The organism is Robbsia sp. KACC 23696 (genome assembly GCF_039852015.1).
In the GTDB taxonomy this organism is placed as follows: domain Bacteria; phylum Pseudomonadota; class Gammaproteobacteria; order Burkholderiales; family Burkholderiaceae; genus Robbsia.
The window spans coordinates 328,896-355,576 of the sequence record NZ_CP156628.1 but is presented as its reverse complement, the minus strand read 5'-3'; the positions used below and the strand labels follow the sequence as shown (position 1 = coordinate 355,576).

The 26,681-nt window shown below is 59.8% G+C and carries 24 protein-coding genes; 6 read left to right on the top strand and 18 right to left on the bottom strand.

All coding sequences use genetic code 11. From position 1 onward, the window contains the following. Positions 1-19: 19 nt before the first annotated feature. A complete protein-coding gene (locus tag ABEG21_RS22950; RefSeq protein WP_347558874.1) occupies positions 20-2,086 on the bottom strand; it encodes an EAL domain-containing protein in 2,067 nt (688 codons plus the stop codon). Positions 2,087-2,136: 50 nt separating this feature from the next. On the opposite strand from ABEG21_RS22950, the gene ABEG21_RS22945 reads away from it, so the two are divergent. Beyond that, a complete protein-coding gene (locus ABEG21_RS22945; RefSeq protein ID WP_347558873.1) occupies positions 2,137-3,231 on the top strand; it encodes a LysR family transcriptional regulator in 1,095 nt (364 codons plus the stop codon). Positions 3,232-3,242: 11 nt separating this feature from the next. Here the strand turns inward: ABEG21_RS22945 and ABEG21_RS22940 are convergent, their stop codons facing one another. From ABEG21_RS22940 to ABEG21_RS22905, 8 genes are all read right to left on the bottom strand, one after another. After that, positions 3,243-4,232, bottom strand: coding sequence for a protocatechuate 3,4-dioxygenase (locus ABEG21_RS22940; protein ID WP_347558872.1), 990 nt, complete (start codon positions 4,230-4,232; stop codon positions 3,243-3,245). Between the two features lie 83 nt (positions 4,233-4,315). Continuing rightward, entirely contained in the window at positions 4,316-5,593 is a 1,278-nt protein-coding gene (locus tag ABEG21_RS22935) for an MFS transporter (protein WP_347558871.1), read from the bottom strand. A gap of 62 nt (positions 5,594-5,655) precedes the next feature. Continuing rightward, positions 5,656-6,057: a dihydroneopterin aldolase gene (locus ABEG21_RS22930; protein WP_347558870.1), complete on the bottom strand. Its 402-nt coding sequence runs from the start codon at positions 6,055-6,057 to the stop codon at positions 5,656-5,658. Then, positions 6,050-6,913, bottom strand: coding sequence for a bifunctional methylenetetrahydrofolate dehydrogenase/methenyltetrahydrofolate cyclohydrolase FolD (gene folD, locus ABEG21_RS22925; RefSeq protein ID WP_347558869.1), 864 nt, complete (start codon positions 6,911-6,913; stop codon positions 6,050-6,052). The genes ABEG21_RS22930 and folD overlap by 8 nt, the downstream gene beginning before the upstream one ends. Before the next feature lie 7 nt (positions 6,914-6,920). Beyond that, positions 6,921-7,793 (bottom strand): formyltetrahydrofolate deformylase, encoded by an 873-nt coding sequence (gene purU / locus ABEG21_RS22920; RefSeq protein ID WP_347558868.1) that lies wholly within the window; start codon positions 7,791-7,793, stop codon positions 6,921-6,923. Positions 7,794-7,868: 75 nt separating this feature from the next. Next, a complete protein-coding gene (locus ABEG21_RS22915) occupies positions 7,869-9,236 on the bottom strand; it encodes a hypothetical protein (RefSeq protein WP_347558867.1) in 1,368 nt (455 codons plus the stop codon). Positions 9,237-9,439: 203 nt separating this feature from the next. Then, a complete protein-coding gene (locus tag ABEG21_RS22910; RefSeq protein ID WP_347558866.1) occupies positions 9,440-10,888 on the bottom strand; it encodes a methylenetetrahydrofolate reductase C-terminal domain-containing protein in 1,449 nt (482 codons plus the stop codon). 136 nt (positions 10,889-11,024) lie between these two features. Further along, a complete protein-coding gene (locus tag ABEG21_RS22905) occupies positions 11,025-12,050 on the bottom strand; it encodes a porin (protein ID WP_347558865.1) in 1,026 nt (341 codons plus the stop codon). A 556-nt stretch (positions 12,051-12,606) separates the two neighbouring features. On the opposite strand from ABEG21_RS22905, the gene ABEG21_RS22900 reads away from it, so the two are divergent. Further along, entirely contained in the window at positions 12,607-13,452 is an 846-nt protein-coding gene (locus tag ABEG21_RS22900; protein ID WP_347558864.1) for an aldo/keto reductase, read from the top strand. Positions 13,453-13,471: 19 nt separating this feature from the next. On the opposite strand, the gene ABEG21_RS22895 is transcribed toward ABEG21_RS22900, so the two are convergent. The 6 genes from ABEG21_RS22895 to ABEG21_RS22870 all read right to left on the bottom strand — a co-directional run bounded on the left by ABEG21_RS22895 (position 13,472) and on the right by ABEG21_RS22870 (position 20,894). Then, a complete protein-coding gene (locus tag ABEG21_RS22895) occupies positions 13,472-14,659 on the bottom strand; it encodes an SGNH/GDSL hydrolase family protein (RefSeq protein ID WP_347558863.1) in 1,188 nt (395 codons plus the stop codon). Positions 14,660-14,807: 148 nt separating this feature from the next. Beyond that, positions 14,808-15,659, bottom strand: coding sequence for an amidohydrolase family protein (locus ABEG21_RS22890; RefSeq protein ID WP_347558862.1), 852 nt, complete (start codon positions 15,657-15,659; stop codon positions 14,808-14,810). After that, positions 15,652-16,686 carry an NAD(P)-dependent oxidoreductase gene (locus tag ABEG21_RS22885; protein WP_347558861.1) on the bottom strand — a complete coding sequence of 345 codons (1,035 nt, stop codon included), beginning with the start codon at positions 16,684-16,686 and terminating at the stop codon, positions 15,652-15,654. Before ABEG21_RS22885 ends, ABEG21_RS22890 begins: the two co-directional genes overlap by 8 nt. Next, positions 16,680-17,885 carry a LacI family DNA-binding transcriptional regulator gene (locus ABEG21_RS22880; RefSeq protein ID WP_347558860.1) on the bottom strand — a complete coding sequence of 402 codons (1,206 nt, stop codon included), beginning with the start codon at positions 17,883-17,885 and terminating at the stop codon, positions 16,680-16,682. The genes ABEG21_RS22885 and ABEG21_RS22880 overlap by 7 nt, the downstream gene beginning before the upstream one ends. A gap of 12 nt (positions 17,886-17,897) precedes the next feature. Then, a complete protein-coding gene (locus ABEG21_RS22875; RefSeq protein ID WP_347558859.1) occupies positions 17,898-19,841 on the bottom strand; it encodes a TRAP transporter large permease subunit in 1,944 nt (647 codons plus the stop codon). 24 nt (positions 19,842-19,865) lie between these two features. Continuing rightward, on the bottom strand, positions 19,866-20,894 hold the full coding sequence (locus ABEG21_RS22870) for a TRAP transporter substrate-binding protein (RefSeq protein ID WP_347558858.1): 1,029 nt from the start codon (positions 20,892-20,894) through the stop codon (positions 19,866-19,868). 365 nt (positions 20,895-21,259) lie between these two features. Between ABEG21_RS22870 and ABEG21_RS22865 the strand changes: the two genes are divergently transcribed. Then, on the top strand, positions 21,260-22,009 hold the full coding sequence (locus tag ABEG21_RS22865; RefSeq protein ID WP_347558857.1) for a hypothetical protein: 750 nt from the start codon (positions 21,260-21,262) through the stop codon (positions 22,007-22,009). A gap of 77 nt (positions 22,010-22,086) precedes the next feature. Here ABEG21_RS22865 and ABEG21_RS22860 read toward each other — a convergent pair whose 3' ends face one another. Next, positions 22,087-22,641 (bottom strand): helix-turn-helix domain-containing protein, encoded by a 555-nt coding sequence (locus ABEG21_RS22860; RefSeq protein ID WP_347558856.1) that lies wholly within the window; start codon positions 22,639-22,641, stop codon positions 22,087-22,089. Between the two features lie 104 nt (positions 22,642-22,745). Between ABEG21_RS22860 and ABEG21_RS22855 the strand changes: the two genes are divergently transcribed. Further along, positions 22,746-23,639 carry an SDR family oxidoreductase gene (locus ABEG21_RS22855; protein ID WP_347558855.1) on the top strand — a complete coding sequence of 298 codons (894 nt, stop codon included), beginning with the start codon at positions 22,746-22,748 and terminating at the stop codon, positions 23,637-23,639. Between the two features lie 40 nt (positions 23,640-23,679). On the opposite strand, the gene ABEG21_RS22850 is transcribed toward ABEG21_RS22855, so the two are convergent. Continuing rightward, complete coding sequence (locus tag ABEG21_RS22850) at positions 23,680-24,234, bottom strand: hypothetical protein (RefSeq protein WP_347558854.1); 555 nt, start codon at positions 24,232-24,234, stop codon at positions 23,680-23,682. Positions 24,235-24,346: 112 nt separating this feature from the next. After that, positions 24,347-24,787 (bottom strand): ATP-binding protein, encoded by a 441-nt coding sequence (locus ABEG21_RS22845; RefSeq protein WP_347558853.1) that lies wholly within the window; start codon positions 24,785-24,787, stop codon positions 24,347-24,349. Between the two features lie 541 nt (positions 24,788-25,328). Between ABEG21_RS22845 and ABEG21_RS22840 the strand changes: the two genes are divergently transcribed. Together ABEG21_RS22840 and ABEG21_RS22835 are read left to right on the top strand one after the other, a co-directional pair. After that, positions 25,329-25,601, top strand: coding sequence for a hypothetical protein (locus tag ABEG21_RS22840; protein WP_347558852.1), 273 nt, complete (start codon positions 25,329-25,331; stop codon positions 25,599-25,601). Positions 25,602-25,695: 94 nt separating this feature from the next. After that, positions 25,696-26,610 carry an alpha/beta hydrolase gene (locus tag ABEG21_RS22835; protein WP_347558851.1) on the top strand — a complete coding sequence of 305 codons (915 nt, stop codon included), beginning with the start codon at positions 25,696-25,698 and terminating at the stop codon, positions 26,608-26,610. Positions 26,611-26,681: the final 71 nt, after the last annotated feature.

The window sequence follows — 26,681 nt, the reverse complement described above, 5'->3', positions numbered from 1 at the left end:
TGATGCCGAGCTTCCCTTATTACGCAACCGTATCGGCCCCTGTGAGCAGATGGACGAACTGTTTGGGCGGAACCGGCTTTCCGAGCAGATAGCCCTGCATTTGATCGCATCGCATCTGTTGCAGCAAGGCCAGTTGCGTGTGTGTCTCGACGCCCTCGGCCACCACTTCCATGTTCAAGGCATGGGCCAGCGCGATGATGGCGGTCACGATCGCACGCCCCTGAGCCCCATGCGCATCGAGGCCATCGACGAAGAAACGATCGATTTTCAATTGTTTCACCCGAAAACGCTGCAGATAGGCAAGGCTCGAATAACCGGTACCGAAATCGTCGATCGCGATGTCGAAACCCGCCGCCTCGAATTCCTTCACCATCTCGACGGTGCGCGCCGCATCTTCCATCGCCACGGACTCGGTGATCTCGAACATGATCGATTTCGGTGCGATCCCTTCTTCACGCAATAGCGCCAATATGCTGTCGAGGAGATCGGCTTGCAACAATTGCTTTGGCGAAAGATTGACGGCAATCTTGATCGGCGCATGCCCTTCCGCCAGCCAGGTCTGTATCTGTCGACATACTTCCCGCACGACCCAAGACCCGATCGGAATGATTTGCCCGGAACGCTCGGCAATCGGGATAAAGGCCATCGGCGACAGTGTTCCCAGACAGGGGTGATGCAGTCGAAGCAGCGCTTCCGCGCCGACGACACGCATGCCGTCGCAGCAATACTTCGCCTGATAGTCGATTGAAAAATAGCCATGAATCAATGACTCATGCAAGGCGCGTTGTAGTTGCAAAGTGCGCTCCGCCGCCTGATTCATCGACGCATCGAAAAACCGGTAGGCGCCGTATTCGTTCCGTTTGGCATCGTGCATGGCGGCATCCGCATTTCGCAGCAGTTCATCCACGCTTCGCCCATTTTCAGGAAACAACGCGATGCCGATGCTGGGACTGACCTGATACGGCTGCGCGTCATCCCACGAACCGACGCGCATCTCGTGCGAAATCCGCACCGCCAACGATTCCGCGCTATCCGCCGATGCGCTTTGCAGCAGAATCACAAACTGATCGCCGCCCAGATGCGCCACCGTGTCACCGCCACGCACACTGTCGAGTAATCGACGCGCGAACGACTGCAGCACGTGATCACCGGCGGCCTGCCCGAACGAATCGTTGATCGCCTTGAAATTATCGAGATCCACGAATAGCACGGCGAATCCGCTCGTCTGCTTCTCCGACATCGCAATGACCGCATTGATCCGCTCATGCAGGGTCCGTCGATTGGGCAGATTCGTCAGGCTGTCGTAGGTCGTCATCCGGACGATTTGACCGTTCAGTTCGGACAGGGAACCCGCCAGCATCGTTGTGCGCTGGTCATAGAGCGACAACAAGAAGGAGACGATCATGACCGCGAGCGTAAAAACGGTCACCGTGGTCGCCAGCCATTGCGGATTGATGCCGGACGCCGCGCCGCATATGGCACCCGGTAAAAATGTCGCGGCCGCCATGCCGGTATAATGCATCGCGGTGATGAACAGGCCCATCAACACCGCGGCCAGCATCCGACGCTGGACCAGATGCTTTCGCTTCCCGGCAATCAAGGCCCGCGCAATATAGATCGCGACACACGACGCAACCACGGCGATGGCCACCGACGCAATGAACAATGTACGGTCGTAGACAATCGCCGGCGACATCAACATCGCCGCCATCCCGGTGTAATGCATCGCCGCAAGCCCGGCGCCGACGACCACGCCCTCGACGATCAAACACGCCCACCCCCGCATCGGCCGCGCCATCAGATAAAGCGCGACATAGGCGATACCGATCGCCAGCACCAATGAAAGCCCGGTCAGCGTCAGGTCATAGCCGACGGTAATCGGCAATGACATCGACAACATGCCGACAAAATGCATCGACCAGACGGAGATGCCGAGCGCGACTGCGCCGCCGGCCAGCCACAGCTGGCGCGCCCAACGGGCCGTCAGCGTTGCGATTCTGGACGCCAGATCCAAAGTGGTATATCCGGCCAGGGCTCCGACAAAAATCGAAATCGCGACTAGGGGGAAGGAATAGCTGGTGTGCATACAAGGACAAACGAGGGACTCGCCTCTTCTAACGGCAGTATTTCGACTTTATGAAGCAGGGTTTACCGCCTGCGACGCTATTTCGCTGCCAGCGAACCATCCAAACGTCCGCTTTCGAAAGATTGGCCGGGTGCGACTTCCGGTATCATGACTTCACTTACCGCGGCATAGACCGACGGCTGAAATTCGCCCGTAGAAGGGACGCGGCCCGCCGTAAAGGGCGCGATTCCAAGGGCCTCAGGAGACAAAAAAAAGTGGATCGATTGAGCGCGATGGAGGCTTTTTTCGAAGCCTCCAGGCAAGGCAGCCTGGGCGCCGCGGCATTGCGCCTCGGCATTTCCCGAACCTTGGTCAGCCGGCAAATTCAGGCTTTGGAAGACAAGCTTGGCGTGCGATTGATGAATCGCACCACCCGCTCCCTGGCATTAACCGAAACAGGGCGACGCTATTACCAGTTTTGCGACGAGATCCTGACACGCGTCAATGAAATGGACCGCCAGGTATCGTCACAGGCGGCCGAAGCGCGCGGCGAAATATCGGTCCTGGGTCCCCGATGGCTGCAAAAATCGGCGACCGAAATGCTGAGCGCATTCTCAAAATGTCATCCCGAAATACAGCCGAGACTGATCTTGGGCGGCGTCGCGCAAACGGCCTATGGCTTCCTGGAAAATGGCTGCGACATCGCATTGCACACCCGCCCTATTCCGGACAGTCGCATCCTCGCCCGCAAAATCGCCGACATTCCCTATAGTCTCTGCGCCTCGCCGCGCTACCTTGCCACGACGCCCCCGCTCGCGCATCCGAGCGATATCGCAAAACATAATGCCTTGGTGCACTTCAATTACCCGACTTGGCAGTTTGCAAAAAACGCCGTCGAGGAGCGAATCGTCCCGACACCCGCCTTCTCGACGAATGCCTTTTCCGCACTCCGGGACGCGGCACAGGAAGGCTTCGGCCTAACCCTCCTGCCGACGCAACTGATAAGCGACGACCTTACGCAGGGCACCCTCCAGGCCGTTCTCCCCGAATGGACGCCCTCGCGCCAAATGCTCTATGTGGCCATCGCGCCCGGGACCGGCGTTCCGGCGAAGGTTCGACTACTGATGGATTTCATCGTCGATTGGTTCCCCAAACACCCCGCCTGACCCCAGCGCGCTTACTGCGCGCCGACATTCCAATACATGAAGCCCATCCCCTCGCCGGTGCCGGCAGGCGTGCGCCAGCACGGAACGTAGTCCACGAGCGTCATCTCCGCACCGGTGCCCTGCACCGCCTTCATCACGCTGACGTACAACTTGATTTCCGACGTGCCGGACTGATAGGAGCGATCGTCCACCGCCGCCAGACCGTCATAATCGTATTCGGCCAACATTTTCAAGATGCGATGGTCGAATTCCTCGTCGTTGACGAAGTGCGACAAACCGCCGGAAGCAAAGATGCCTACGCGGATATCTTCGGGCCACGCAGTGATCGCTTCCCGCAACAGGCGGCCGAATGCGATGCATCGTGACATGGACGGCTGCGTCGGCGGGTAGAAACAATTCATGATGATCGGGACGTGTGGCGGCGGATTGTCGTCCATGATCTGGTGATACACGAAACTGTACGCATGGGGTGCCACCGGATAGTCGGGCAAGGGCTTCATCCACACGTTATCCGGCCATGCGAAAAGGTCGGTCAGATCGAAATCCTCGCGTTGAAAAAAATCGATCAGGTAGCGCGCGAAAGCGGGATGACACTTGTGCGTCACATGATGATCCGGCGCATAGACGGCGCGTTGCGGGGGACCGTTATGCACCTCCTCACCGGTATAGATCGCGATCGACGGCGAAAATGTCGTGAAGATTTCCTTCTGATCTTTTCCCAAAATAATCGCCACATCGATCTTCGCATCGCGATAGGCGCTTGCCATCTTGTCCAACGCCGCGCGACAGCGGTCGGCACGCGTGGTCCGCTCCTCGAGCGTCAGAAAAGGTTCGAACGCGGCGCCGCGATGCGCTTCCAATTCGGGATACGTCCACGTTCGGTTTTGAAACCAAAGCTCGGGATTATTCCGATCCCGTTCGCCGTTTTTGAGCCAATCCTCCGGTGCCTGTCCCAGCATGCCGCTGTGCGGCACGGCCATGCCAAATACGATTTTCGCCATGTTGTCTCCGTTCTCGTTCGATGTATCAGGATGGAATGCATATGCCGGGGAAGCGGAAGCGCCCCAGCGGTTCAGTATCGGCATTACGCGACCGCGGTCACTTTCGGCGACCATTTCGGCCGCAGCAAGATCGCCGTCGAGGCCGCGCCGATCAGCAAGAACACAAAAATCACCATCATCGGCAAGGTATAGCTGCCGCCGACATGCAGTAACCACCCTGACAAGGTCGCCGCCACCCCACCGGAAAAACTGGTGGCCACCTGCTGCACCCCGGTCACCAGTCCGATCGCTTGCTTCGGTATCAAGGTCAGCCGCGACAAGGCCAAGGCATTCGCCGTGGCAAGGCCGAGAAAGGAAAGCGAAAAGACATTCCAGAACAAAGCCATTTGCAGTGACGTGGCGTAGGCGCCGAGCAGCACCGTACATCCGCCCACGAAGCCGGCGATGACGAAAAGCTTTCTTACTCGAATGGGATCGTGACCTCGCGCGATGATGCGATCCGCGGCCCATCCCGAAATGGCGGCGACGATCGCGATACCGGCAAAACTGAAAAATGTGTAGAGCCCCGACTCACTCAAGGAGAGGCCGCGCTGCTCCACCAGGTAGGCCGGCATCCAGGTCGCGCAATAGAAGGTGAAATAGCCGTAGCAAAAACTGGTGAGCATGCCGCCCCAAACCACCGGGCTGGAAAGGATGTCTCGCAATCTGACGGTCGACGCTTTCCGGCACGACAAGGCGCGAGTCGCCGCCGTCGGGAAGTCGTTCTTGACGCAGAACAACCACGGAATCAGCCACAGTATGCCGACCGCACCGGTGGCGACGAACATCACCTTCCACGAATAATGCACGATCAGCCAGGCACCGATCGGTGCGCCAATGGCCGGACCGAACTTATTGCCCATGGTAAAGATGCCGACCGCCAAGCCGGTCCGGCTTTCGTCGAAGTTATGGCGGATCCAACGGTAGCTCGCCGGAATCACGATGGCCTCCGCCAAGCCGATCAGCAGACGCACGACCACCAGCGCGGTAAGGGCAGTAACGGCCCCCATCAACGCCGTGCCGAGGCACCAAAGCGCGAAACAGACCGCGTACGGCCATTTGACGCCGTAGCGATCGACGAGCCAGCCCATAGGAATCTGAACCAGCCCGTAGGACCAAAAGAACGCGGAATTGACCCAACCTCGATCCACGCTACTTAGCGCAAAGGTCTGGATGAATGCACTGTTCGCCAGTGCGGACGACATGCTGGTGCGATCGACAAAGGAAATCAACACGCCCAGGGCCAACAGCGCCAGAACGGTCCACCGGTTGGAACCCCCGGATCGATCCGGGGCATGTGTCACGACATTGAACGTCTCCATACATCTTGTCTCCAATGGCTGATTTTATTTTTTAGCCGGAACGACGCTTGCGCCAGCGGTCGTCACGGAGGGTACTGGCTCAGCGTGATACGCGTGCCCGCCATGCAGCCGGGGATGGCACGCGGCTTGTCGATGCGCACCTGTGCCTCGATGACCCTATCATCGACCAGACAGCGCTGCGCCAACTTCATCGCAAACGTTTCGATCAGCACCGTGCGCTCGATGGCAAGCTCGGATGCAAACGCTTGGATAGCGGAATAGTCGAACGTGTGCGCAAGGCTGTCCCTTGCCGGGGGCACGATGCGGAGCACGACATCGATCCGTAACGGCTGCAATACGCCGATTTCGCTCTCGAAGGCGCCGATGTCGGCCATCACCTCGATATCGCAGAGCTGCACCTCGCAACATGCCGCGCGTGGCGCGCGAAGCGTCGGCAGGCTTCGGGAAAAAACCGATTCATCCATGGAAAGACATCCTCGCAGCTTTCAAGGTGTTCGCCAGCAAGCAGGCGATCGTCATCGGTCCGACACCGCCGGGAACCGGCGTCACCGCGGCCGCATGCGCCATCTCCTCTATCGCGCAGTCGCCGACCAACACCGTCTTGCCGTCCGCGCGTTGCACTCGTGTAATACCCACATCGATCACCACCGCACCCCGCTTGATCCAATCACCGCGAACCAGGCTCGGCGAGCCCGCCGCCGCGACGACGATATCGGCGTGACGAACGATGTCCGGCAAGCCACGCGTGGCGATATGCGTCACCGTCACCGTGCATTCGCGTTCGAGCAGCAGCATCGCGACGGGCTTTCCCACGATATTGGATTTGCCGATCACCACGGCATGCTTGCCGCGCAGCTCATCGATGACGGTATCCAGCAGCATCAGGCAGCCCAATGGCGTACACGGCGTCAGCCCTTCGTTGCCCGACGACAGTCGCCCCATATTGACCGGATGAAAACCATCGACGTCCTTTCCCGGGTCGATCGCATCCAACATCGCCGCGGCATCGATATGGGCGGGCAAAGGCAATTGCACCAAAATGCCATGCACCGTCTTGTCCGAATTAAGACGATGAATCAACTGGCGCAGCATTGGCTCGTCGGTGTCCTTGGGCAGCCGGTATTCGACGGATCGAATACCGGCCACATCGCACTGCTTCACCTTTTGTCTGACATAGACGTCGCTGGCCGGATCTTCTCCGACCAGAATTACCGCGAGTGCCGGCGCGAGACCGTGACGCTCACGGAAGCCCCGTACCTCCAATGTCACCGTCTCGATCAGCTCTCTCGCGATCTGCTTGCCGTCAATCACTTTACGCACGGCGCCCTCAGTTCCGGAATACGATTGTCTTGCTTCCCGAGAGCTGCACGCGGTCCTCGACGTGCAGCCGAACAGCCTCCGAGAGCACGCGCCGCTCGATATCTCGGCCCTTGCGCACCAGATCCTCCGCGGAATCCGCGTGCGTGATGCGTTCGACATCCTGATGAATGATCGGTCCCTCGTCCAGATCCGCCGTGACATAGTGGGCCGTCGCACCGATCATTTTCACGCCACGCTCGTGCGCCTGATGATACGGTTTGGCACCCTTGAAGCCGGGGAGAAAGGAGTGGTGAATATTGATACAGCGCCCCGCGAGAAACGCCGCCATATTATCCGACAGGATCTGCATATACCGGGCGAGGACGACGAGATCCGCGCCCGTTTCTTCCACCAGCGCACGGATCTGCGCCTCCTGCTGCGGCTTTGTTTCGCGCGTGATCGGAAGATAATGGTAGGGAATGCCGCTGCTGAGCGAAATCGTGACGGCTTCTCGCGGGTAGTTTCCGGCAATGCCGACCACATCCATCGCCAGCTCGCCCATTCGACGGCGATATAGCAGATCGCCCAGACAGTGATCCATCTTGCTGACGAGGAAGAGCACTTTGGTCGGCGTCGCATTGCGTCGCAGCTTCCACTGCATCCTGGCCGATCGCGCATAGGCCGCGAAATCTTCATCGAATGCTCGCAGCGCGTTTCCGTCGGGAAGATCGATCTCGATGCGCATGAAGAAGCGACGCGAGTCGCGATCGTTAAACTGCGCCGCGTCGACGATATTGCCGCCGTGCGATGCCAGGCAGGTCGCGACTGCAGCGACAAGCCCGGGATGGTCGTCGCACTGCAATGTGAGGGTGAAGGTTTCGGCCACGTCGAAGTCTCTCATTCCAAGATAAGGCCCTGCCGATGCGAGCGATCGGCAAGCGGCGCCGACCCGCGCTGCAACGGGCCGGCGATTGCGTCACTTCCGGTACACGCTCCGCGCGTGATTGCCATACGGCGCCGGCGCCACAATCGCTTTGATCGACGTCTGTTCGTGCGGCTCGACCTGCGGCTTGCCGGAAACTGGATTCTCGCCCCACAGCACGGTGACTTCGGTACCCGTTTCCGCATAGGCTTCGTCGATCACCGCCAACGACACGATGGCCCGCTCATTGGCGATATAGCCGCAGTCCATCGAAATCCCGACGCGCTCGCCGCCCACCAGCACATCGTCCATTTGATACAGGCCGTACCGCGCCTTCGGCATATTGAAATGCTTGAACTTCGGGCCCGGCGTCCAGGCCGATGCCACCACGCGCGCCATATCCTGCGGATCCCAGACCAATGTCACCTTCCGCCGCCGACGCCCCTTCGCATGTTCCTGCAGCGCCTGGGCCCCGACGAAATCATGGTCGAACACCACAAGCCGCTCATAGCCGAGATCGAAAGGCGTGACGTAGTAGTCAGCAATATCGGACGAAAAATAGCTGCCGGCGAGGCTACCCGCGGACTTGGCCGGCAGCCATTCGCGATAGGCCTTCAGTTCCGGTTGATCGAAAATGGCGGGGAGCGGACCCGGAATCCAACCCGATTCGAGATTGGCCGTCGAATACGCCGTCGAACCCACGCGCAGCAAACCGAACTCCTCGCCTGCGGCAAGAATGGCGTCACGCACCGCCTCGCCTTCGGCCCACGGTCCGAACATCTCGAAACCGACAGCGCCGGCCATGCCGTGACGCAATGCGCGAACGCGATGCCCGGCAATCTGGAAGTCCGTCATGCCGAAGAACTTGACGTCCGGCAGCGGCTTGCCCGTCAACTTTTCGATCAATGCCGCGGCACGCGGACCTTGCAACTCATAGCGATAAACCACCGGCGGACGACCCCCGCGATCCATCGATTGCGGATCGCGTTCCGTTGTGACATCCCATTTACCCGTTTCGACGTGATATTGAACCCAATCGAGGGCCGTCGGACGTCCCACGAGATTGAATAGTTCCTCTTCCAGATAGAAGAGCACGCAATCTCCAAGGTAATGACCGTCCGGCGTTGTCGCGACGAACTGCTTGGCCATGCCGGGCTTGAAGTTCTTGAAGCTGTTGACGGCCAGACTCGAGAGCAGATCGAATGCCCCGGGCCCTTTCACATAGTGATCCACCATGTGATGTGACTGATCCATGAAACCGCAAGACGTCAGCCAGGAATTGACTTCACTTTGCCAATTGGTGAATTGTCCCGATACGGTGCCATGCGAGAAGGCACGGCGTTGGCTGTTGCGAAGCAGCTCGACGGCGCTGCCTGCGCGTTGAATGGCGCTTTCCAGGCTCTCATGGGGTAGGGCTGTCATTGGGTCATCTCCTGTGTCGGTTTTGGTTTCTTCACGCTTGACATGGTCGGGTGCGTCAACAGCGTGGTGTTGCATTACGCAAAAGCAGTCTATTCCCTTGCTCGATGCGGAAAAAGCGGCTCGGCCGCACACTTACCGTGCGAAAACAGCGCAAATCGATTCGCGGGCCGCGTCCGTTCCGCAGCCGTTCGAAAGCGCGCGTGTCACGAGGCCAATACCAATGGATCGACCGACGGACGCAGTCCCGCTTCGACGATGATCTGCGCCAATACGGCCTCGTTTCGATATCCCATAAGATGCACGCCCGCGACGCCCTCGATGTTGCGGATTCGCTTTATGGTCTCTATACAGAAGCGCTTTCCTTCCAATCGCTGATCCGATGCGGCGGCGATTCGATCGGTGACCGCCATCGGAATGTGGACGCCCGGAACGTGGTCGGCCATCCATCGCAAGGCCTTCGCCGTTGAAAGCACCCCCACTCCGACGATAATCGCCGCGCGCTCATGCAAGCCGCGTGCACGAACCACCTCCATGAATGCCGCCAGCAAATCGAGGTCGAAGCAAAATTGCGTCTGGATGAATTGCGCACCGGCATCCACCTTGCGCTCCAAGTTGGCCACGCGCTCGACAAACGGCGGCACGAACGGATTGGCGGTGGCACCGAGAAACAATCGCGGCGCCCGTTCGAGCGTGCGGCCGGACGCATAGGTAGCGTCATCGCGCATCCCTTTCAATGTGTGCAGCAAATTGACGGAATCCAGATCGAATACAGGCTTGGCTGCGGCATGATCGCCCTTCGACACATCATCGCCCGTCAGGCACAGTACATTTCGAATGCCTAGTGCCGCGGCGCCCAATACGTCGCCCTGCAATGCAATGCGGTTTCGATCGCGACAACTGAACTGGCTCACGGCGGGATAGCCCGCGGCCACCAATATCGCGCTCGCGGCCGCACTCGACATATGACAGTTGGCGCCCGCACCATCGGTGATGTTGATGGCATCGACCAAGCCGCCGAACAGCGCCGCCCGGCGCAATAGCGATTCCGGGTCCGCCGAGTCCGGCGGTGAGATTTCGACGGTCACGATGAAGCGGTTTCGCTCACGGCATAAGGACTCGAACGCATTGTCGGATCGGTCCCGCGCGTGCACGCCTGCAGGCGCGGCGCGCGTTCCGGCGGACGCTGACGCACGATTCGACTGCACGTTGACCGGCGCGATCATCGGCAACCATGTCGACCGTCCGGTACGCCGATAATCGCGTGGCGCGGCGCGCTGCGTCCACGTCTCGGTATGGCCGGTTCGAATCCGTGCATCACCTTCCGTCGCATCCACCCATGTACAGCGGCGCTCCGGCACCACCTCACAATTCCCGTCGGCGCGCACGCCACCGCACGGTCCGTTACGCATGCCTTTTGCGCAGCCTGTCGGACAGGCCATCCCAGTAACCGACAAGCCGCATTGGCCGCACATCTGACAGTCGAAGAACGCCTCCTTTGCAGCGCGTTCTATCGGGAGCACGACCTTTTCGAGACGATCGCGACCCACGACGCGCTCGGCGAATGCAAGATGCGGCGCGAGCGTTTCGAACCATCCATATAAGCGCCGAACACCGCGCGCGTGATTGAGGGACCAACGACGTAACGCTTTCACCTGACCGCTCCTGTATTTTTACGACGCGCGCTTTCAATGACACCCAGCTTATTACGGCCACTGCATCGGAAAAAGCGCCTACCGTGCACACTTAGGTTGCGCAATCCACGCAAATCCCACCGACAAACGCTAGCCATTAGAATTTGTGCGCCATCCCGACGATCACGCCGCGTGCATAACTTCCCGGGGCAACAGGGATGCCGTCGTATTGGGTGCCGTTCAAGGTGTAGGCGGCTTGATTCTTGTTTTGGATGACGGCAACCGCGGCATACAACAAGGTCCGCTTGGAAAGGTAATATTGGTACATCGCACCCACTTGCTGCGCGTTGTTGGCAGCGCCGGTCCTGTCTTGCGCATACCCGTACAGCAGCGTCAGACTATTGAAGGGATTGAACATATAGATAGCGGACAGCTGATAGATGCGCCGGTTCTCGGTGTTATCCGACTGCCGCTCCTGCTGATAGGCCAGGAAGAAACGCGCTTTCCCCATGCGATAGACCAAGGAACCTCGCAGTACCCGTTGCAACGCGGTGCCGGTTGCATTACCCCACTGTTCATAGCCCAGCCCGGCAACGAAGGGGCCATTCGTGTAGCGCGCGGCAACGTTGTATAACTCCAGCCCGTTCGTCGGCTTCGTCGTCTGGTCGCGCATGGCCACCATGAATTGCGTGGTCAGCCCGTAGAGGTTAGGGGTGAAGTAGGCAATGGCATTGTTGGCCCGCACCGCGACGTCCTCGAAATTGCCGTACGGTGACGCGAGGCTTTTACCGGCAATCGGGTCCATCACGCCATTAAGAAATTGGTATTCCGGCTTCTTCTGACGACCAAATCGAAATTCACCGAAAGGACCTGACAGGCCCACCCAGGCCAAGCGATTGAATGCGGCAGTGGCAACGGTGGCGGCGCCGGTTGCCGCCGAGAAACCTTGCTCCAACTGGAAGTTGGCGTACAGCCCACCGCCAAGATCCTCCTTGCCTTTCAAGCCGTAGACGGTCGCATACAAACCGCTCGACATCATGCGAACCGCCGCGCCGGCACCGCCATTTTGATATTCGATGGCGTTGTCGATAATGCCGTACATCGTCACAGACGACTGCGCGTGCGCCGCATGCAGCGCACACGCTGACGCGAGCACCAACGCGAGCCTGGAATGCTTATTCATCGTGTCTCCGAATATTTTGATTTTTGTGCGGTCCGCTTCTGTCGTGAGCGATAGCCGCTATAACAACGTCTTTTCGATAATTCGTATTCCTAATCTGTATATACGTAGAAACCCGTTTATCCCATTTCGCCATGACCCCGAGACGCGCGGAAGTGCTCGGAACGGAGAAAGGTGCGGGAACGTAGGCGATAACGATGCAGCGCGGTAGCAAAGCGTCGAGAGGTCTTCCAGCGCTCGGCCCTGCGACCGCCGATGGCGAGGCGTGCGTGCTGACCTGAGCTTATTACGTAGCGAGAGCGGGAAAAAGCGGGACAGACGCACACTTAAGTTGCGGAAATCGTGCAAATTGGCGCGCGGAAGGGCCTTCGGCTCGGCCGCCCTCGCTCGCGGGCCCTGCCGATTCGGCGAAAAGTGATGGCATGATGGGCACCACGTGCGCGTCGCCGAAGCGTGCACGATTCTGCCTAACTGCTACCATTACTGTCTCTAAACGACAGTAATCGGACTCTGAAACGCGCTTTTTAGGACCTTGACACAACAAACAGGGTAATTCACCATGACGACACACGCTCCCGTAGCGGCAGCCCCCACAGTGACATTGGCGAATGGCGTGAAAATGCCGATGCTAGGCCTGGGAACCTGGCCGATGAACGACACGCAAGCCGCCGACGCCGTATCCAACGCGCTCGGTATCGGCTATCGACTGATCGATACCGCGGAGAATTATGGCAACGAGGTGGGTGTCGGGGAAGGTATTCGTCGTTCGCACGTCCCGCGCGATCAGGTATTCGTTACGACGAAATTCAATAAGCGATGGCATAGCGTCGATGGCGCGAAAGTCGCCTGCGAAGCTAGTTTGAAGCGTCTGGGGCTCGATTACATCGATCTATTGCTGATTCATTGGCCGAATCCGGACCAGGATCGTTATGTCGATGCTTTCCGCGGTTTGGTCAAACTGCTGGATGCCGGCGTCGTCCGCGCCATCGGCACTTCGAACTTCAAACCCGCGCATCTTCAAAAACTGTTCGATGCGGGTATGGTGCCGCATGTCAACCAGATCCAGTTGGACCCGATGCATACGCGCTCGGACATCGTGACGATCCATCAAGCACGCGGGATCGTCACGGAGGCATGGAGCCCCTTGGGTCGCGACAGCGCCCTGCTGAAAACGCCGGTCATCGTCGATATCTCAAACCGAATCGGCCGCACGGAAGCGCAAGTCGTGCTGCGCTGGCATGTACAACAGGGCATCATTCCCACGCCGAAGTCGAGCGCTGCCACGCGCCAGGCAGAGAATCTGAGGGTCTTCGATTTCACGCTGACCGCAGCGGACATGGCCGCGATCAGCGCGCTGGATCGGCCTGACCCGAAGATGATGGATGCCGATGTCTTCGGCCATTAAGGCCATTGCGATCGACGGACTATTTGCCTAAACCACTCGCCGCCACCTGCTGTTCCACATACGCCGCGAACAACGCGTGCGTATGCGTGGTCGGATGCACGGTATCGGCGTACATATACGTTTGATCCGCCCCGCTCACCGTCAGGAAATTCGCGGTGCAGTAGAGCGATGACGCATAGTCCGTGGGGCTGGACAAACCCGCCAGCGTGGCCGCCGCCGCCATCGCGGCGAGATTGCAAGCGGTGCCGGTATTCGACACCGTATAGCCATTGCTCTGATAATTCGTCGCCAGGTTGTCCTGCCACGAATACGCATCGACATAGATGACCTTGCTCAGATTGCCAGAGGCAAGAAGCTGAGCGCGCAATGCCGTATTGAACACCTGGGTGATGCCCGACAGCACCGCTTGCGCATCGGTGCCGAGCGCCGCGCCGAGCGGGGTCTGACCGATATCCGGTACGTTCGACACGACGACGTGCGTCGCCCCCGAATCGAGAATGGTCCCTACCGTATCGGCAAGACTTTGTGCCGCCGGCACCAGCGTCGTCAACGTCTCCTGAGCAATCGCCGCCTGCGAAGACATGCCGCCGGTAATATCCGCTTCGATCGCCGTCAGCAAATCGGTGAGCTGTATGAAGATGTCGTTCGCACCGCCGTTGACCAACACGATTTGCGCGGAATTGAACGAGCCGTGCGCGGCGAGATAATTGCTGACTTGGGTGCTGACCGGCACTGTCGTCGCGGCTGCATAATCCGCTTCCGACGACGAGGCGTGCCCTTCTCCATCAGGGTCCTCGACCCGCGCGCCCCCTTGCGCATAGCCAAGACCCGAGCTTGCCACCAGCGGCGTGCCATAGCCCCCTAGCGCCGCAGGCGTCAACGTGCCGCCATAGTACTCGGCGACTTTCTGCGTCCACACCTCGCCCGGGTTCGTCGTGTAACGCCCGCGGGTGAACCCACTTACCGGCGTCGTGGACGCATAGGTCCCGACGTCGGACAGGCTGTCCCCAAACGATACCGCTTGTAGCGTCACGCCACCTGGGGCATTCGATGCAGGTGCCGATGCATTATTGTCACCGCCCCCGCAGCCCGTCAGCGCCGATGCCAAAATCAGAGAGATCGCACTTCCTTTCAACAAGGATACGGAATGATACGGTGCGGCGTGCGGCGTCTTTTTGATACGCGCGTCTCGATCGATGGGACCCATGGGATTCAGTTTGCCCTTCTACGAACTAGCGCCTTCTCGATCGCCCTCGGCAGCGCTGTTTCAGAATGGAGGGCATTACGGGATAGCAAAAAACGTTCCATGAATCGACGATACCGCGCGCCCCACGCCGACAGTGACGGGCGACCATCTACGCCACTTCGAAGCCGTACAAGGCGGCGGGATTTTCTACCAGAATGCGCGTCCGTTCTTTCGCGTCTGGGACCCAGTAAGTCAAGAGATCGAGCATCGCGGCATCGTCCGGCGCAGGCGCGCGCCCTGGATGGGGCCAGTTGCTGGACCACAGGCACCGCTCCGGATGCGCCTTTGCCAGCGCCATCGCCAGCGCACTGACATCCTCGTAGAACGGTGCGCCGCGTTTCGATGTTTCATACGGTGCCGAGAGCTTGACCCAAGTATTGCCGGCGTCCAATAGCCGCATAAGGCTAACGAAGCCGGGATGCGAGAGGGGCACCGGTTCCAGGAATTTGCCGATATGGTCGATCGACAACTTGCTCCGCACCTTCTTCAACCTCGCCTCGTACTCCGCGATCGATCGGCCATCGAGTTGCAAATTGATAACCCATCCGAACGCCGCAATCTTGGCATCGAGCAGTTCCAGCGCATCCCAGCCGAGCACGCCGCCACTTCCTGGAATCATCATGAAGCGCACGCCGCGAATGCCGCGGGCCTGTAATGCGGCCAACTCCGCCGTCGATGTCTCCGGTGCAATGACGGCGATCCCTCTTGCAATGTCGCTTCCTAATTGCGATGCCGTGTCGAGCGCATCGAGCAAGCACGCATTATCGAAACCATAGCCGGTTGGCTGAACCAATACGGCGCGGCGCAACCCGAGCGCCCCGCGCACCTGAAGGTAATCGTTCCAACTCGCTTGCGGCGGCCCGTATGTCGAGGTGCTTGCCAAGGGAAAACGCGTGAAATCGTAGATATGCACATGACAATCGCAGCCATCGCCCGATATGTCCCGAACCGCGTCACTCATTGACATTCTCCTTGCACGGCATCCCAACAGGTGACACGGATGGCAGGCTCGCCAAGCGGCTCGCCTGTTCCGCATTGACGGCACCAGATGGCATGACCCCACGCCGCAGGTCCGCCACCTGACGCACGGTATCCATTGCTTGATGTGCGCTAGCAGGTGGCGTCAAGCCGCCGATGTGCGGCGTCGAAATCAGCTTCGCATGGGGCGTCAGTGAGGGGCTCGGCATCTGATCGGGTGCTCGGCCGACATCGATGGCCGCCCCCGCGATCAACCCGTTATCGAGCGCGTCGTGCAGCGCCCGTTCATCCAACAATTCGCCGCGTGCCGCGTTGATGAAAAACGCATCCGGCCGCATCGCCGCAAACGCCTCGGCGTCGAACAGATCGGTTGTCTCCGGCGTCGCGGGTGCAAGGCATACGACGTACTCGGCGGCCGCCAAGACCGCGTCGAACGCGCACTGCGTCACCTCGGCATCGGAGATCGTCGTGTAAGGGTCGTACACCACGATCCGCATCCCGAACGCTTTCGCGAGCGATGCCAGACGCTGTCCGATAAAGCCATAGCCGATGATGCCGAGTGTCGCACCGCGCAGTTCGCGCCCCATCTCGATAGTCGGCAGATGCCCTGCCCAATACGTCGCGGCAGCGCGGCTGATGCCGCGCCCCAGATCGATCATCACACCGATCACCCACTCCGCCACCGACGTATCAAAACCCGGCGAGGCCCGTGTGACCAGCACGCCGTGGCGGCTGGCCGCGTCGACATCGATATTGCGGATATCCACCGCCACCCGCGAAAACATGACGAGCTCGGGCAACTGTTCGAACAACGCCGCCGGCGCCGCGGTCTCGCGACTCGAGACGATGACGGTATGCCCCTGCGCAAGGTCGATCAGTTCCTCCGTCGTCAACGGGTGCGGCAACGGATTCAATGTGACCTCACCCAGCGCCTGAAGGCGGGACAGCGCCGCTTGGCCATAATAGTGATCCAAGGTCTGCGGTGCGTGCGTGAGGAATATTTTCAACATGACCGGATAGACTCCTTTCCGTCTTTGTCAGAAGGCGGCATGACGGACTGACGTTCAACCAAGCTCGTCTCGAATAAGGCATTGAGCGGCGGCAGATCCGGCTCGCGCGCGCGGGCGATCACGCGCTCGACCATCGCCTCCGCCATTGCGGCCAATGGCATCGCCACCGACGTGAGTCCCGGATTGACGAACGCGGCGATCGGCAAACCATCCATGCCCACGACGGAGATATCGTCGGGTATTTTCAATTTCAATTTGTTCAGCCCCGACATCAAGCCGATCGCCAGCATGTCGTTGACGGTGACGACGCCCGTCGGGATCGGCTTCATTGCGGCGATCTGTTCGGCCATCGCCGCCCCGAGATCGAGCAATTCGGAGTCGCCGAATGCATCGGCGGTAGGCGCTTTGACGACGCGCGCCAAAACGGGTGCGCCAAGATCGCCGCCTTCCTCGGCACGCGCCAAGAAGCCGGCGATCTTCGCGCTGCGACTGATCGTCGTCGCCGACGGGAGCAGGAACGCGAGATGGCGATGACCCCGATCGATCAAATGCTCGCAGGCGATATAGCCCGCTTGAAAATTGTCGGGAGAAATATGGTCGACGCGACTCACGTCGTCCGACCCTGTCGCTCCGGACATCGAAACGGCGTCGCCATGAAGGAAGGCGGACGACGTCGACAGCGGCGTACTCGATACGACACGCGCCCCGGCACCGGACGCGGACGACAGATGCACCGCCTTGGTATGCCGCGCGGCGCGGTCATAGCTCACCACGGCCATGCCGTTGCGCGCGGCCTCGTTTAAATGCTGCTCATCGGCCAATGACGAAACGACGATCACGGCGCGTAATCCGTACGCGAGCATGTCGGCGAACATCCGGCTTTCCTGCTGCTTGTCCCGATGCGTATTGCCGAGCAGCACGCTATAGCCATACCGCGACTGCGCCGCCGCCTCGATGTTCAGCGCGAGTTGGCCATACATCGGATTTGCCGTGGAAGGGACCAGCAGGCCGAGCATCGACGTATGCCCCGTCTTCAATTGGCGCGCAACGCGATTCGGACTGAAATTCAAACTCCGAATGGCCGCTTCCACACGCGAGTACGTCTTGGCGCTGAGCTTGTCCGTGCGTCCGTTCAGCACATTGGACACCGAGCTGGCCGATACGCCGGCCAAGGCCGCAACGTCGTGAATCGTTGTCATGAAAGGGTTCCCTTACGCCATGTGGAAAAATCGCGGAAGCGAAAGTGAAATCGACGGCACCAATATCAATAAAACCAACATGACCGCAAGCAATGCCAGATATTTGAACATGTGCTTGGACACTTCGTCGACGCGCGTCCCCGTGATCGCGCAAGTCGCAAACAGGCCGAGACCGAATGGCGGCGAGAAGAGACCGAAGCCCATCGCGACCACGGCAATCGTGCCGAAGTGCAGCGGGTTGACGCCCGCTTGCGTGGCGATGGGAACGAGCAGCGGTCCAAAAATGATCAAGGCCGGCGCCCCTTCCAGCACGGCGCCGAAGACAATCATGATAATGACGGAAACCCCCAAGAAGGCGACGGCGCCATAATTGTGCGCGAGTGCCAGCAGCGAGGTCGACATAATCGACGGAATCTGCAGTACCGTCAGCGCGAAGGCAACGCCGGACGCCGCGGCCATGATGAACAGAATGCCCGCCGCCATCGACGCGGCGCGCACGAAGAGATCCACGATCGCGCGCGGCGTCAATTCCCGAAACGTCAAACCACCCACCACCAAGGCATAGACCACGGCGAATGCCGACACCTCGGTCGAGGTCGCGATGCCCGACGTGACCCCTTTGCCGATCATCACCACCATGACCAAGGCGACCAGTGCGCCTCCGAGCAAGCGAAATAGCGGTCGCCGCGAGATAAACGCGCTGCCCGGATCCACCTTCTTCCCAAAAATGACCACCATCGTCGACAAGGCGAGTGCCGTCATCAAGGCCGGCACGATGCCGGCGAGGAATAAGCCGCCGATGGAGATATTCGCGACGAAACCGATGATGATCATATTGATACAGGGCGGAATGGTTTCGGCCATCACACCCGACGCCGCCAGCACCGCGGCCGTTTCATTCGGATCTTGTTTCGTGCGGCGCACGGCGGGTACGACGATGCCTCCTACCGCGGCGATATCGGCGAGCTTCGATCCCGAGACGCCCGAGAAAAACGCCGTCGCCAGGATGGCAATGAGGTTCATCGAACCGCGTACGCGCCCGAATATCCGCACGAGCAGCTCGATCAAGCGCGCCGACATGCCGTTGACCTCCATCACCAGACCGGCGAGGACGAAGAATGGAATCGCGAGCAAGACGAAATGATCCATCCCCGCCATGACCTGCTGCGAATAGATCACCATCGGCAAGCTGGGATCGCTGATGAAGTACAGCAACGCCGACAGCGCCAGTACGAATGCGATAGGCACCCCGAGGGCCAGGCCACCGACAAAGCCGATGAGCATCAACGACCAGGAAGGGATGGCATGATCGGGAACATACACGTCCCATGCCCAGACAACCGCACACACGGCGCAGCAGCCCAGCAAACTCCACCATGTCGATCGAGTGGGCCGGTGGGCCGCCACGGCGATGCCAACGATCGTCATCAGCAGCGCACCGACAAATACGGGAAGGACCGTCAGCCACTGCGGGAAACCCATCGGCGTGGTGACATTGGCCGCGTCATCCAGCAGCAACCAGGCGGACCAGGTCAGGCCGCCGGCGGTGCCTGCCACGGCCCAGCCCCCTATCCGGATCAGCACTGGCCGCCACGACGCCGGAAGAAGCTTCCGGAAAGCATCGATATGCACATGCTGCGCGCGTGCCAGCACGGTGGCGCCGCCCAGGAAGACCAGGATGATCATCAATCCTCGCGCCACCTCTTCCGCCCAATCCACCGGATGATGGACGAAATACCGAAGAATGACGGAGAGGAAGACCACGAGCACATCCACCGCAAGCACCAGCGCGCAGAGCCGCTCGATAGCCGTGCACACCGCGCCCAGCACGCGCCCCGCTGCGTGCGTCGTGCCGAATGCAAACGTGTGCCGATGGAGCACCGGGCCCGCCAATGCCTCGTCGGCAGGCTCCGGATGGAAGTCATCGATGGTCAAACTGTCGACGGAGTTTTTCATGAAAACCTCTGATTACGCGGTAGATCAGGCGCGCGCCTTGTCGATCGCGCTCAGCACCGGCGCGGTTTCAGGATGACTTTGGGTGAAAGGTACCCAGAGTTTTTCCCGCATCATCGCGCGCACCGTGGCACGTTCGCTGTCGGCCATCGGGTAGAGCGTCATGCCGGTTTTCTTCAGCGTGGCCAACGCTTCCGTCCCCTTGACGGCGGCGATCTGACGTTGATACTGCGTTGCCTCTAGCGCCGCCGCCCGAAAAGGTCCTTGCAGCGCGGCCGGAATCTTGCTCAAGCCCCGCTTGCCGATCACCGTCAGGCTCGGGCTGAACAGATGATTTGTCTGCCAGCTGTTGCGCACCACTTCGTTGAGCTTGTTCGCCAGCACGCTGGCTGCGTCATGTTCGAATCCATCCACCACGCCTGTCTGTACTGCGGTATAGACTTCATCGAATGAAATGGGCACCGGCGTGGCGCCCATCAGCTTGAACGTCTCGATAAACGGCTGCGTCGGCAAAACGCGCAGCTTGACGTTTTTCAACTGCGCGAGATTTTGGATGGCCGGCTTGGTATAGACGCTGCGCGCATTGAAGTGCGAGCCCCATCCCAAAATCGTGCATCCCGTCCGCGTTTCCATCAGCTTGTCATAGACACCGGAGACGCCGTTATCGACCGCCTTCGCGACATGGGCCCAACTGTCGAAGAGAAAGCCCAGATCCAATAAAGCCAGCTCGGGCAGCGCCGTGGCCCAGATTGAGCTGCCCGTGATCATCATGTCGATCGATCCCAGTCGCACTTGCTGCACGACGTCCGCCTCCTTCCCCAACTGACCGTTGGGGAAAAAGTTGATCTGAATCTGGTCACCCACCGCGGTTTTCAAATTGTCTCGAAAACGGGTGTACCAGATGTATTGGGTCGAATTCGGATCGGCCGTCATCGACGAGGAAAATCGCAATTGCACCGGCGACGCCGCAACGCCTCGGGTGGATATCCCCGCAGTGGCGACGGCCGCCAGCCCCGTTGCGGCAGTGCCAAGAAATCGACGACGTGATAAGGCCATGTTCTGTCTCCGCTATTTTTAGTAAATCGATTTACTAAATCGATTTAGTGATGATAGAGAATTCGAACGGCCTTGCCATCGACGTATACCCCGCGCTAGGGGTACACCCTGAAATCTTACGAAGGAATACGCTTTTTTACTAAAGTAACGCCGACACGGGCCGATATCACGCACAGGGAAGCCGCCGCAGCTCAGTATGAGTGCGGTCAGAGAATCGTCGCGGCTCAGATCGAACCGTTCTGCCAGGAACAAGAACCGCAATGCACGCGCAGCGAATCGTCAACCGAAGCATCGTCGTTGGGCTCTGTATGCCCCTCTTTCTGACATTGGGGTGTGCCTCGATCGCTGGAGGGACGCATCAATCCATGGATGTCGAGACACGCACGATCGACGGGCAAGTAGTTGGAGGAATCGGCTGCAAGCTCGAAAATTCGAAGGGGACGTGGTTTCTGACCACGCCGGGCCATCTGACGATTCACCGCGCTTCCGACGACCTTCGGATCTCCTGTTCCGATGCTGGAGAGCCCTTTGGCAGCACGGTCGCCCGGTCTTCCGTTCGCGGCTTGATGTATGGCAATGCGTTGGCGGGCGGATTGATCGGTGTCGGTGTCGATATCGGCACCGGCGCCGGCTTCCAATACAACGATCACGTCACCGTGACATCGCGGTTTCCGACGAAATCGGCGAATCTGGCTGCGAACGGCAATAGTAAGGTCATCGTGACACCGCTGGCGTCCACTTTCGGCGCATCCGCGACGGCCAATGTCCCGGAGACGGGCACGCGTGAACTGCCCGAGGCGTATCGCGATGTCACAAGCAACGTGCCAATCATGATCGCTGCTCACGCGGATTGGGACCATCTGTGTCGTACCGAGGGGCCGACGCCGACCATCACGATACTGACTGGCGCCCAGCACGGAACGCTCGAAATCAAATCGGGGAATTTCGCCGCTCCCGACGCACACGCCGCATCGTCATGCCCTGGCGGCCAGCTCTACGGCTCGCAACTCGTGTATCGATCGAACCCGGCATACCACGGTCCCGACCAGCTGCGATACGAAGTCGCCACCGAAACGGGCCGATTTACCCGTGTCGTCGATATCGCGGTGAAATAAGGCAGCGTCGATCATGTGACGCATCGTTTTGCGATACCAGCGCGACGATGCAGAAAGGCAGCGGCCTGGCGCTGCGCTCAGAAAAGCGACTTCAGCCCATCGTATGCGCGATCCAATCGCTCGGCCAAGCCGATCTCCGGATCTTCCAACCAACTGATCGTCGCATAGGCGAATGCGGCCATGCCGGCCCGTGCCGCTAGCGCCGCGTGCAGTTCGGAAACGCCTCGCGCCTGCAATGCATCGGCAAGCGAACGCGCCAGCGCCTCCGTTTTTGCAAGCTCTCGCTCTTGCAGTGCGGGCGTGTTCGAAATCACGTCGTGGCGGGGCTTGGCAAACGGCCGGTTCGCTTCGATAACCTGCTGAATAGCATGGAAGGCCCGAAACAGCGTATCGAGCGGTCCAATCTCCGCCGGCGCGCTCGCGATCGACGCCGTCAAGGCCGCCCGCAGAATAGCCTCGCCCTGAAATAGCACTTCGCGTTTGTCAGGGAAATGCCGAAAAAAAGTCCGCTCCGTCACGCCGACGCGCGCGGCAATCTCCGCCGCCGTCGTCTGCTCATAACCGCGCTCCTGAAATAGTGCCAATGCCGCCCGCTGCAAACGCGTGCGGACGTCCTCTTCGTTTTTTGTCATTTTATTGCCTGGCCCTTGCTGTCAGTCACTGACAATGCTACCTTGTCAGTGACTGACATGACGGTATATCGATGCCGCTGTTCTTAAACGTGAGGGAGATTAGCATGCGTGTGTTTTTGACAGGGGCAAACGGCTGGATCGGCTCGACGATCGCGGCGGCGCTGCTTGAGGCAGGTCATACGGTGCAGGGATTGGTGCGTACCAAGGAGAAAGCGGAGGCGATCGCGGCGATCGGCGTCACGCCCCTGCTCGGCACGACGGCCGATCTGGACGTTCTCCGAGCGGGCAGCCGCGACGCCGACGGGATCATCCACACCGCGTTCGGCGTCGACTTCGCGCGCATCGTCGCGATGGCGGACGAGGATCGACGCGCGATCGAGACGTTCGGCGAAGTCTTCGCCGGTTCCAAGCGGCCGATTGTCGTCACGGGCGGATTTGGCTTGCTGCCCGCAGGGCAGATATTCAACGAAACGGCACGGCCACCCATCGTTCCCGCGTTTCCTCGTGCATCGGAGCAAACTGCGTTTGCGCTGGCCGAACGGGGCCTGCATGCCTCGGTCGTTCGTTTGCCGCGTTCGGTTCACGGAAAGGGAGAAACGCACGGTTTCGTGCCGATGCTGGCCAATGTGGCGCGCCAGAAAGGCGTGTCCGCGTATATCGGCGACGGACAGAATCTCTGGCCGTCGGTGCATCGCATCGATGCCGCGCAGCTGTTTAGGCTCGCGCTCGAACACGGCGCGTGCAACCAGGCGTATCACGCCGTCGGCGAACAGGGCGTGCCGTTTAAAGAGATCGCTGAAGCGATCGGGCGCCAGGTTGGGGTGCCGGCTGTCTCACTGAGCGCCGAGGAAGCCAATGCCCATTTCGGTCCACTGGCGATGTGGGTAGCGGGCAATGGCCCGGCGTCAAGCGAGCACACGCAGCGGACGCTCGGCTGGGTCCCGCATGAAGCGGGCATCGTCGCCGATATCGCTCGGGCGGACTACTCTCGCGCTTAAAGACGTGCAAGCGCGCAAGTCCAGTTAGCAGCAACTGCGACTAGCGTCCGTCGGCCGCCTGCGCGAAAGCGTCCTCGGCCTCATAGCCATCCATCAACAAGGCGATGATCTTGGCTTTCTGCTTGGCGATGTCTGGCGGCAGTTGGCGCTTATGCGCTGCGTAGTATTCGAAGAGGACCTTTGACGCCTCCGGTTCTTTTCGCTTGGTCGGTTGAACGGCGCCCTTCAAGGCATCGATGACGTACGTATCGAAAGCAATCAGCTTTTGCTCCCAGTCATAACTGAATGCTTGCTGCTGTGCGGCCGACGCAACCGGCTTTTCGACAGCCTCATCGGCGCTGGCCGAGTCCGTATTGACGGCCAAACTTGCCAGATCCGGCGCATTCGCTTTCTTACAAAATGCTTTGATGACTTCCAGTTTCTGGCCAGTCGACGACGGCATGGCGCGTGCCACATCCTCATTTTTGGGATGACGCGCCTTTGCGGCTGAAATCAAATCGTCATAGGTGGTGATGCGCTTACGTCTGGCGCAATCCACCAGGATCGGGAAATAAACAGACGCAAGACGAACAGCATTGGGCGTGAACAGGGACATAGGGTCCAAATATTAGGAATGAATAGGTAGACCAGAACGCGAGTTTACAACGTTCAGCGACGAGCGTCTCCTCCTAGTACCGCGAAGCGCAATACGGGGTGGTGATCGCGCGCTAGGCGAGCACGCCCGGGTCCGACGATCGTGGCAACGTCATGATGAACGTCGCGCCCTGTCCTGGCCCGGCACTCTCGACATGGAGCGTGCCGTGATGGGCGGTTACGATCGTATGGGCGATCCAGAGTGCCAGCCCTAATCCACTATGTCGTTGCGCACCTGCCTCCAGTGCTTGCGTGAAACGTCCGAATATTTTGTCCTGCGACGCGACGGAAATGCCGATGCCGCTGTCTTGCAAAGCGAATCGGATCGATGTTTCATTCGACGTCAGCGTCGCGCTGATTTCACCGCGGTCGGTGAATTTGATGGCATTGGTCAGTAAATTGAAGATCACTTGCCGCAGCCTCGTCTCATCGCCTGAGATTGCGCAGCGTGGCGCTATGTCGGTCTTTAGAACCAGGCCTTTTGCTTCGATATTCAATCGGGCATCTTCCAACACTGCAGCGCTGCTTCGAGTACCGCGCGAACACGCGGACGATCGGCTGGGTCGATGAGCTCGTTCAGGAGACTGTCGTGCGTCACATTGACGATCTGGCGTCGACTGCCGAACACTTTCCAGTATCGGTCAGAGGTGCTTGAAGGATCGTTCGGCAGCGGATATCGTAACGGGGACGTTTCCGCGAGCTCGACAGATCGTAGACGCGCTAAAAGCGTCGTCAACGTCATTTCCCGCTGCTCGCGCGCCGTTTGCGACGCATGCTGATTGACCTCGTAAATGCTACGTCCCAGGACTGCCGTTGCCGGTTGCTTCGTCAGGCCGCAATATCGCTCGTTCGCTGCGACAACGCGGTATTCGTCATCTAAGACAAGGTAGGCGTCCGTCAGAAGATCGAACGCGCGTTGCTTTGGCGACGATATGCACATCCCCGCACTCTGCCATTCAATCCGATCACGTCGGATAAAGTGATGTAAGCTTTTGTCGAAACCCGCTCGCGAAACGGGCAAATTATCGATGCGCGATAACACTATCGGAGGAGAGGATGAGCGATTCCACGAAGGGGGCGCCTTCGGGCGCGTCCGGCGACATAAGCTTCATTCACGAAGTGGACGGCGCCGCCTACGACATCACCATCACCAAGCGTTGCTACGATCTCCGCTTTGGCGGAACGATGGGCGATGATGCGCACCAGACAGGCGAGGCACGCCGTCAGATGATCGAGCATATCGCAGAAGAAAAAATCAGGAACGGCGCGACCTCCCCTGTCGTTATCGATCTAGGCGATATCCCCGACGACTTCGTACCGCGCACTTGATAACACGTCGATGTCTCGCATGTTCTCATTGACGAGCGATAAAAAGGGAGGGTGAAAAAGGATGCGTGGACGGTTCATCAGCAGGATCGGTATCGTGGGTGTCGTCGCGTGCACGGCAATATTGCCTTATACGCTGGCGCATTCCGCGCCGCCAGACAACGCAATTTCCGCCGCTGCGTCGCCCAATTCGCCATTGCCGCATGGCGTCGTGCAATCCTTCGTGCAAGCGGGCCCGGCGCGGTTACAAGTACTGAGTCAAGGCAAGGGGCCGACGGTGGTGATCCTGCCGTCTCTAGGGCGCTCGGTGCGCGATTATGACGAGGTCGCACAAATCATCGCCGCCCACGGCTTTCGCGTGCTGCGGCCTGAGCCACGCGGCATCGGACAGTCCCGGGGTCCGATGGACAATCTCACCTTGCACGATTACGCCAACGATATCGCCGCCGTCATTCGGCAAGAGCATGCGGGCGATGCCGTGGTCGTCGGGCACGCCTGGGGCAATTTCGCCGCCCGGCAATTCGCAACGGACTATCCCGATTTGGTGAAGGGGGTGGTCCTGGCAGCGGCATCGGCCGGCAAAGTGCCTCCCGGCTCAAAAGAAGCGCCCATCTCGCCTGAAATGCGCAAAGCCATCGATGGCGCCGGGGACCTGTCGCTGTCGTCGGCACAACGGATGGCCTATCTGAAAGAAGCCTTCTTCGCACCGGGCAACGATCCCCGTCCATGGGTCGACGGCTGGTATCAAGCCGCCCATGACGCCGAATCGCACGCGCGGGATGTCACGCCCGTCGATAGCTACTTCGCGGCCGGCCAAGCCCCTATTCTCGACCTCCAGGCAGAAGACGACGCCGTGGCACCACGGCGCTTCTCCAAAGTCCTGAAAACGATGGTCGGAGACCGCGTGACGATCAGCGTCATACCGCATGCCGGCCATGCACTGGCACCGGAGCAACCGAAGGCCATGGCGGACGCGATCGCGGCGTTTGCACATCGCCTCGACGCCGTCTAGCCTGGCGCCGCCATGCGCTGCCTGACGTGGCGCCAACAGAACTTATGTAAAATCCCGGCTATTGCCAACGC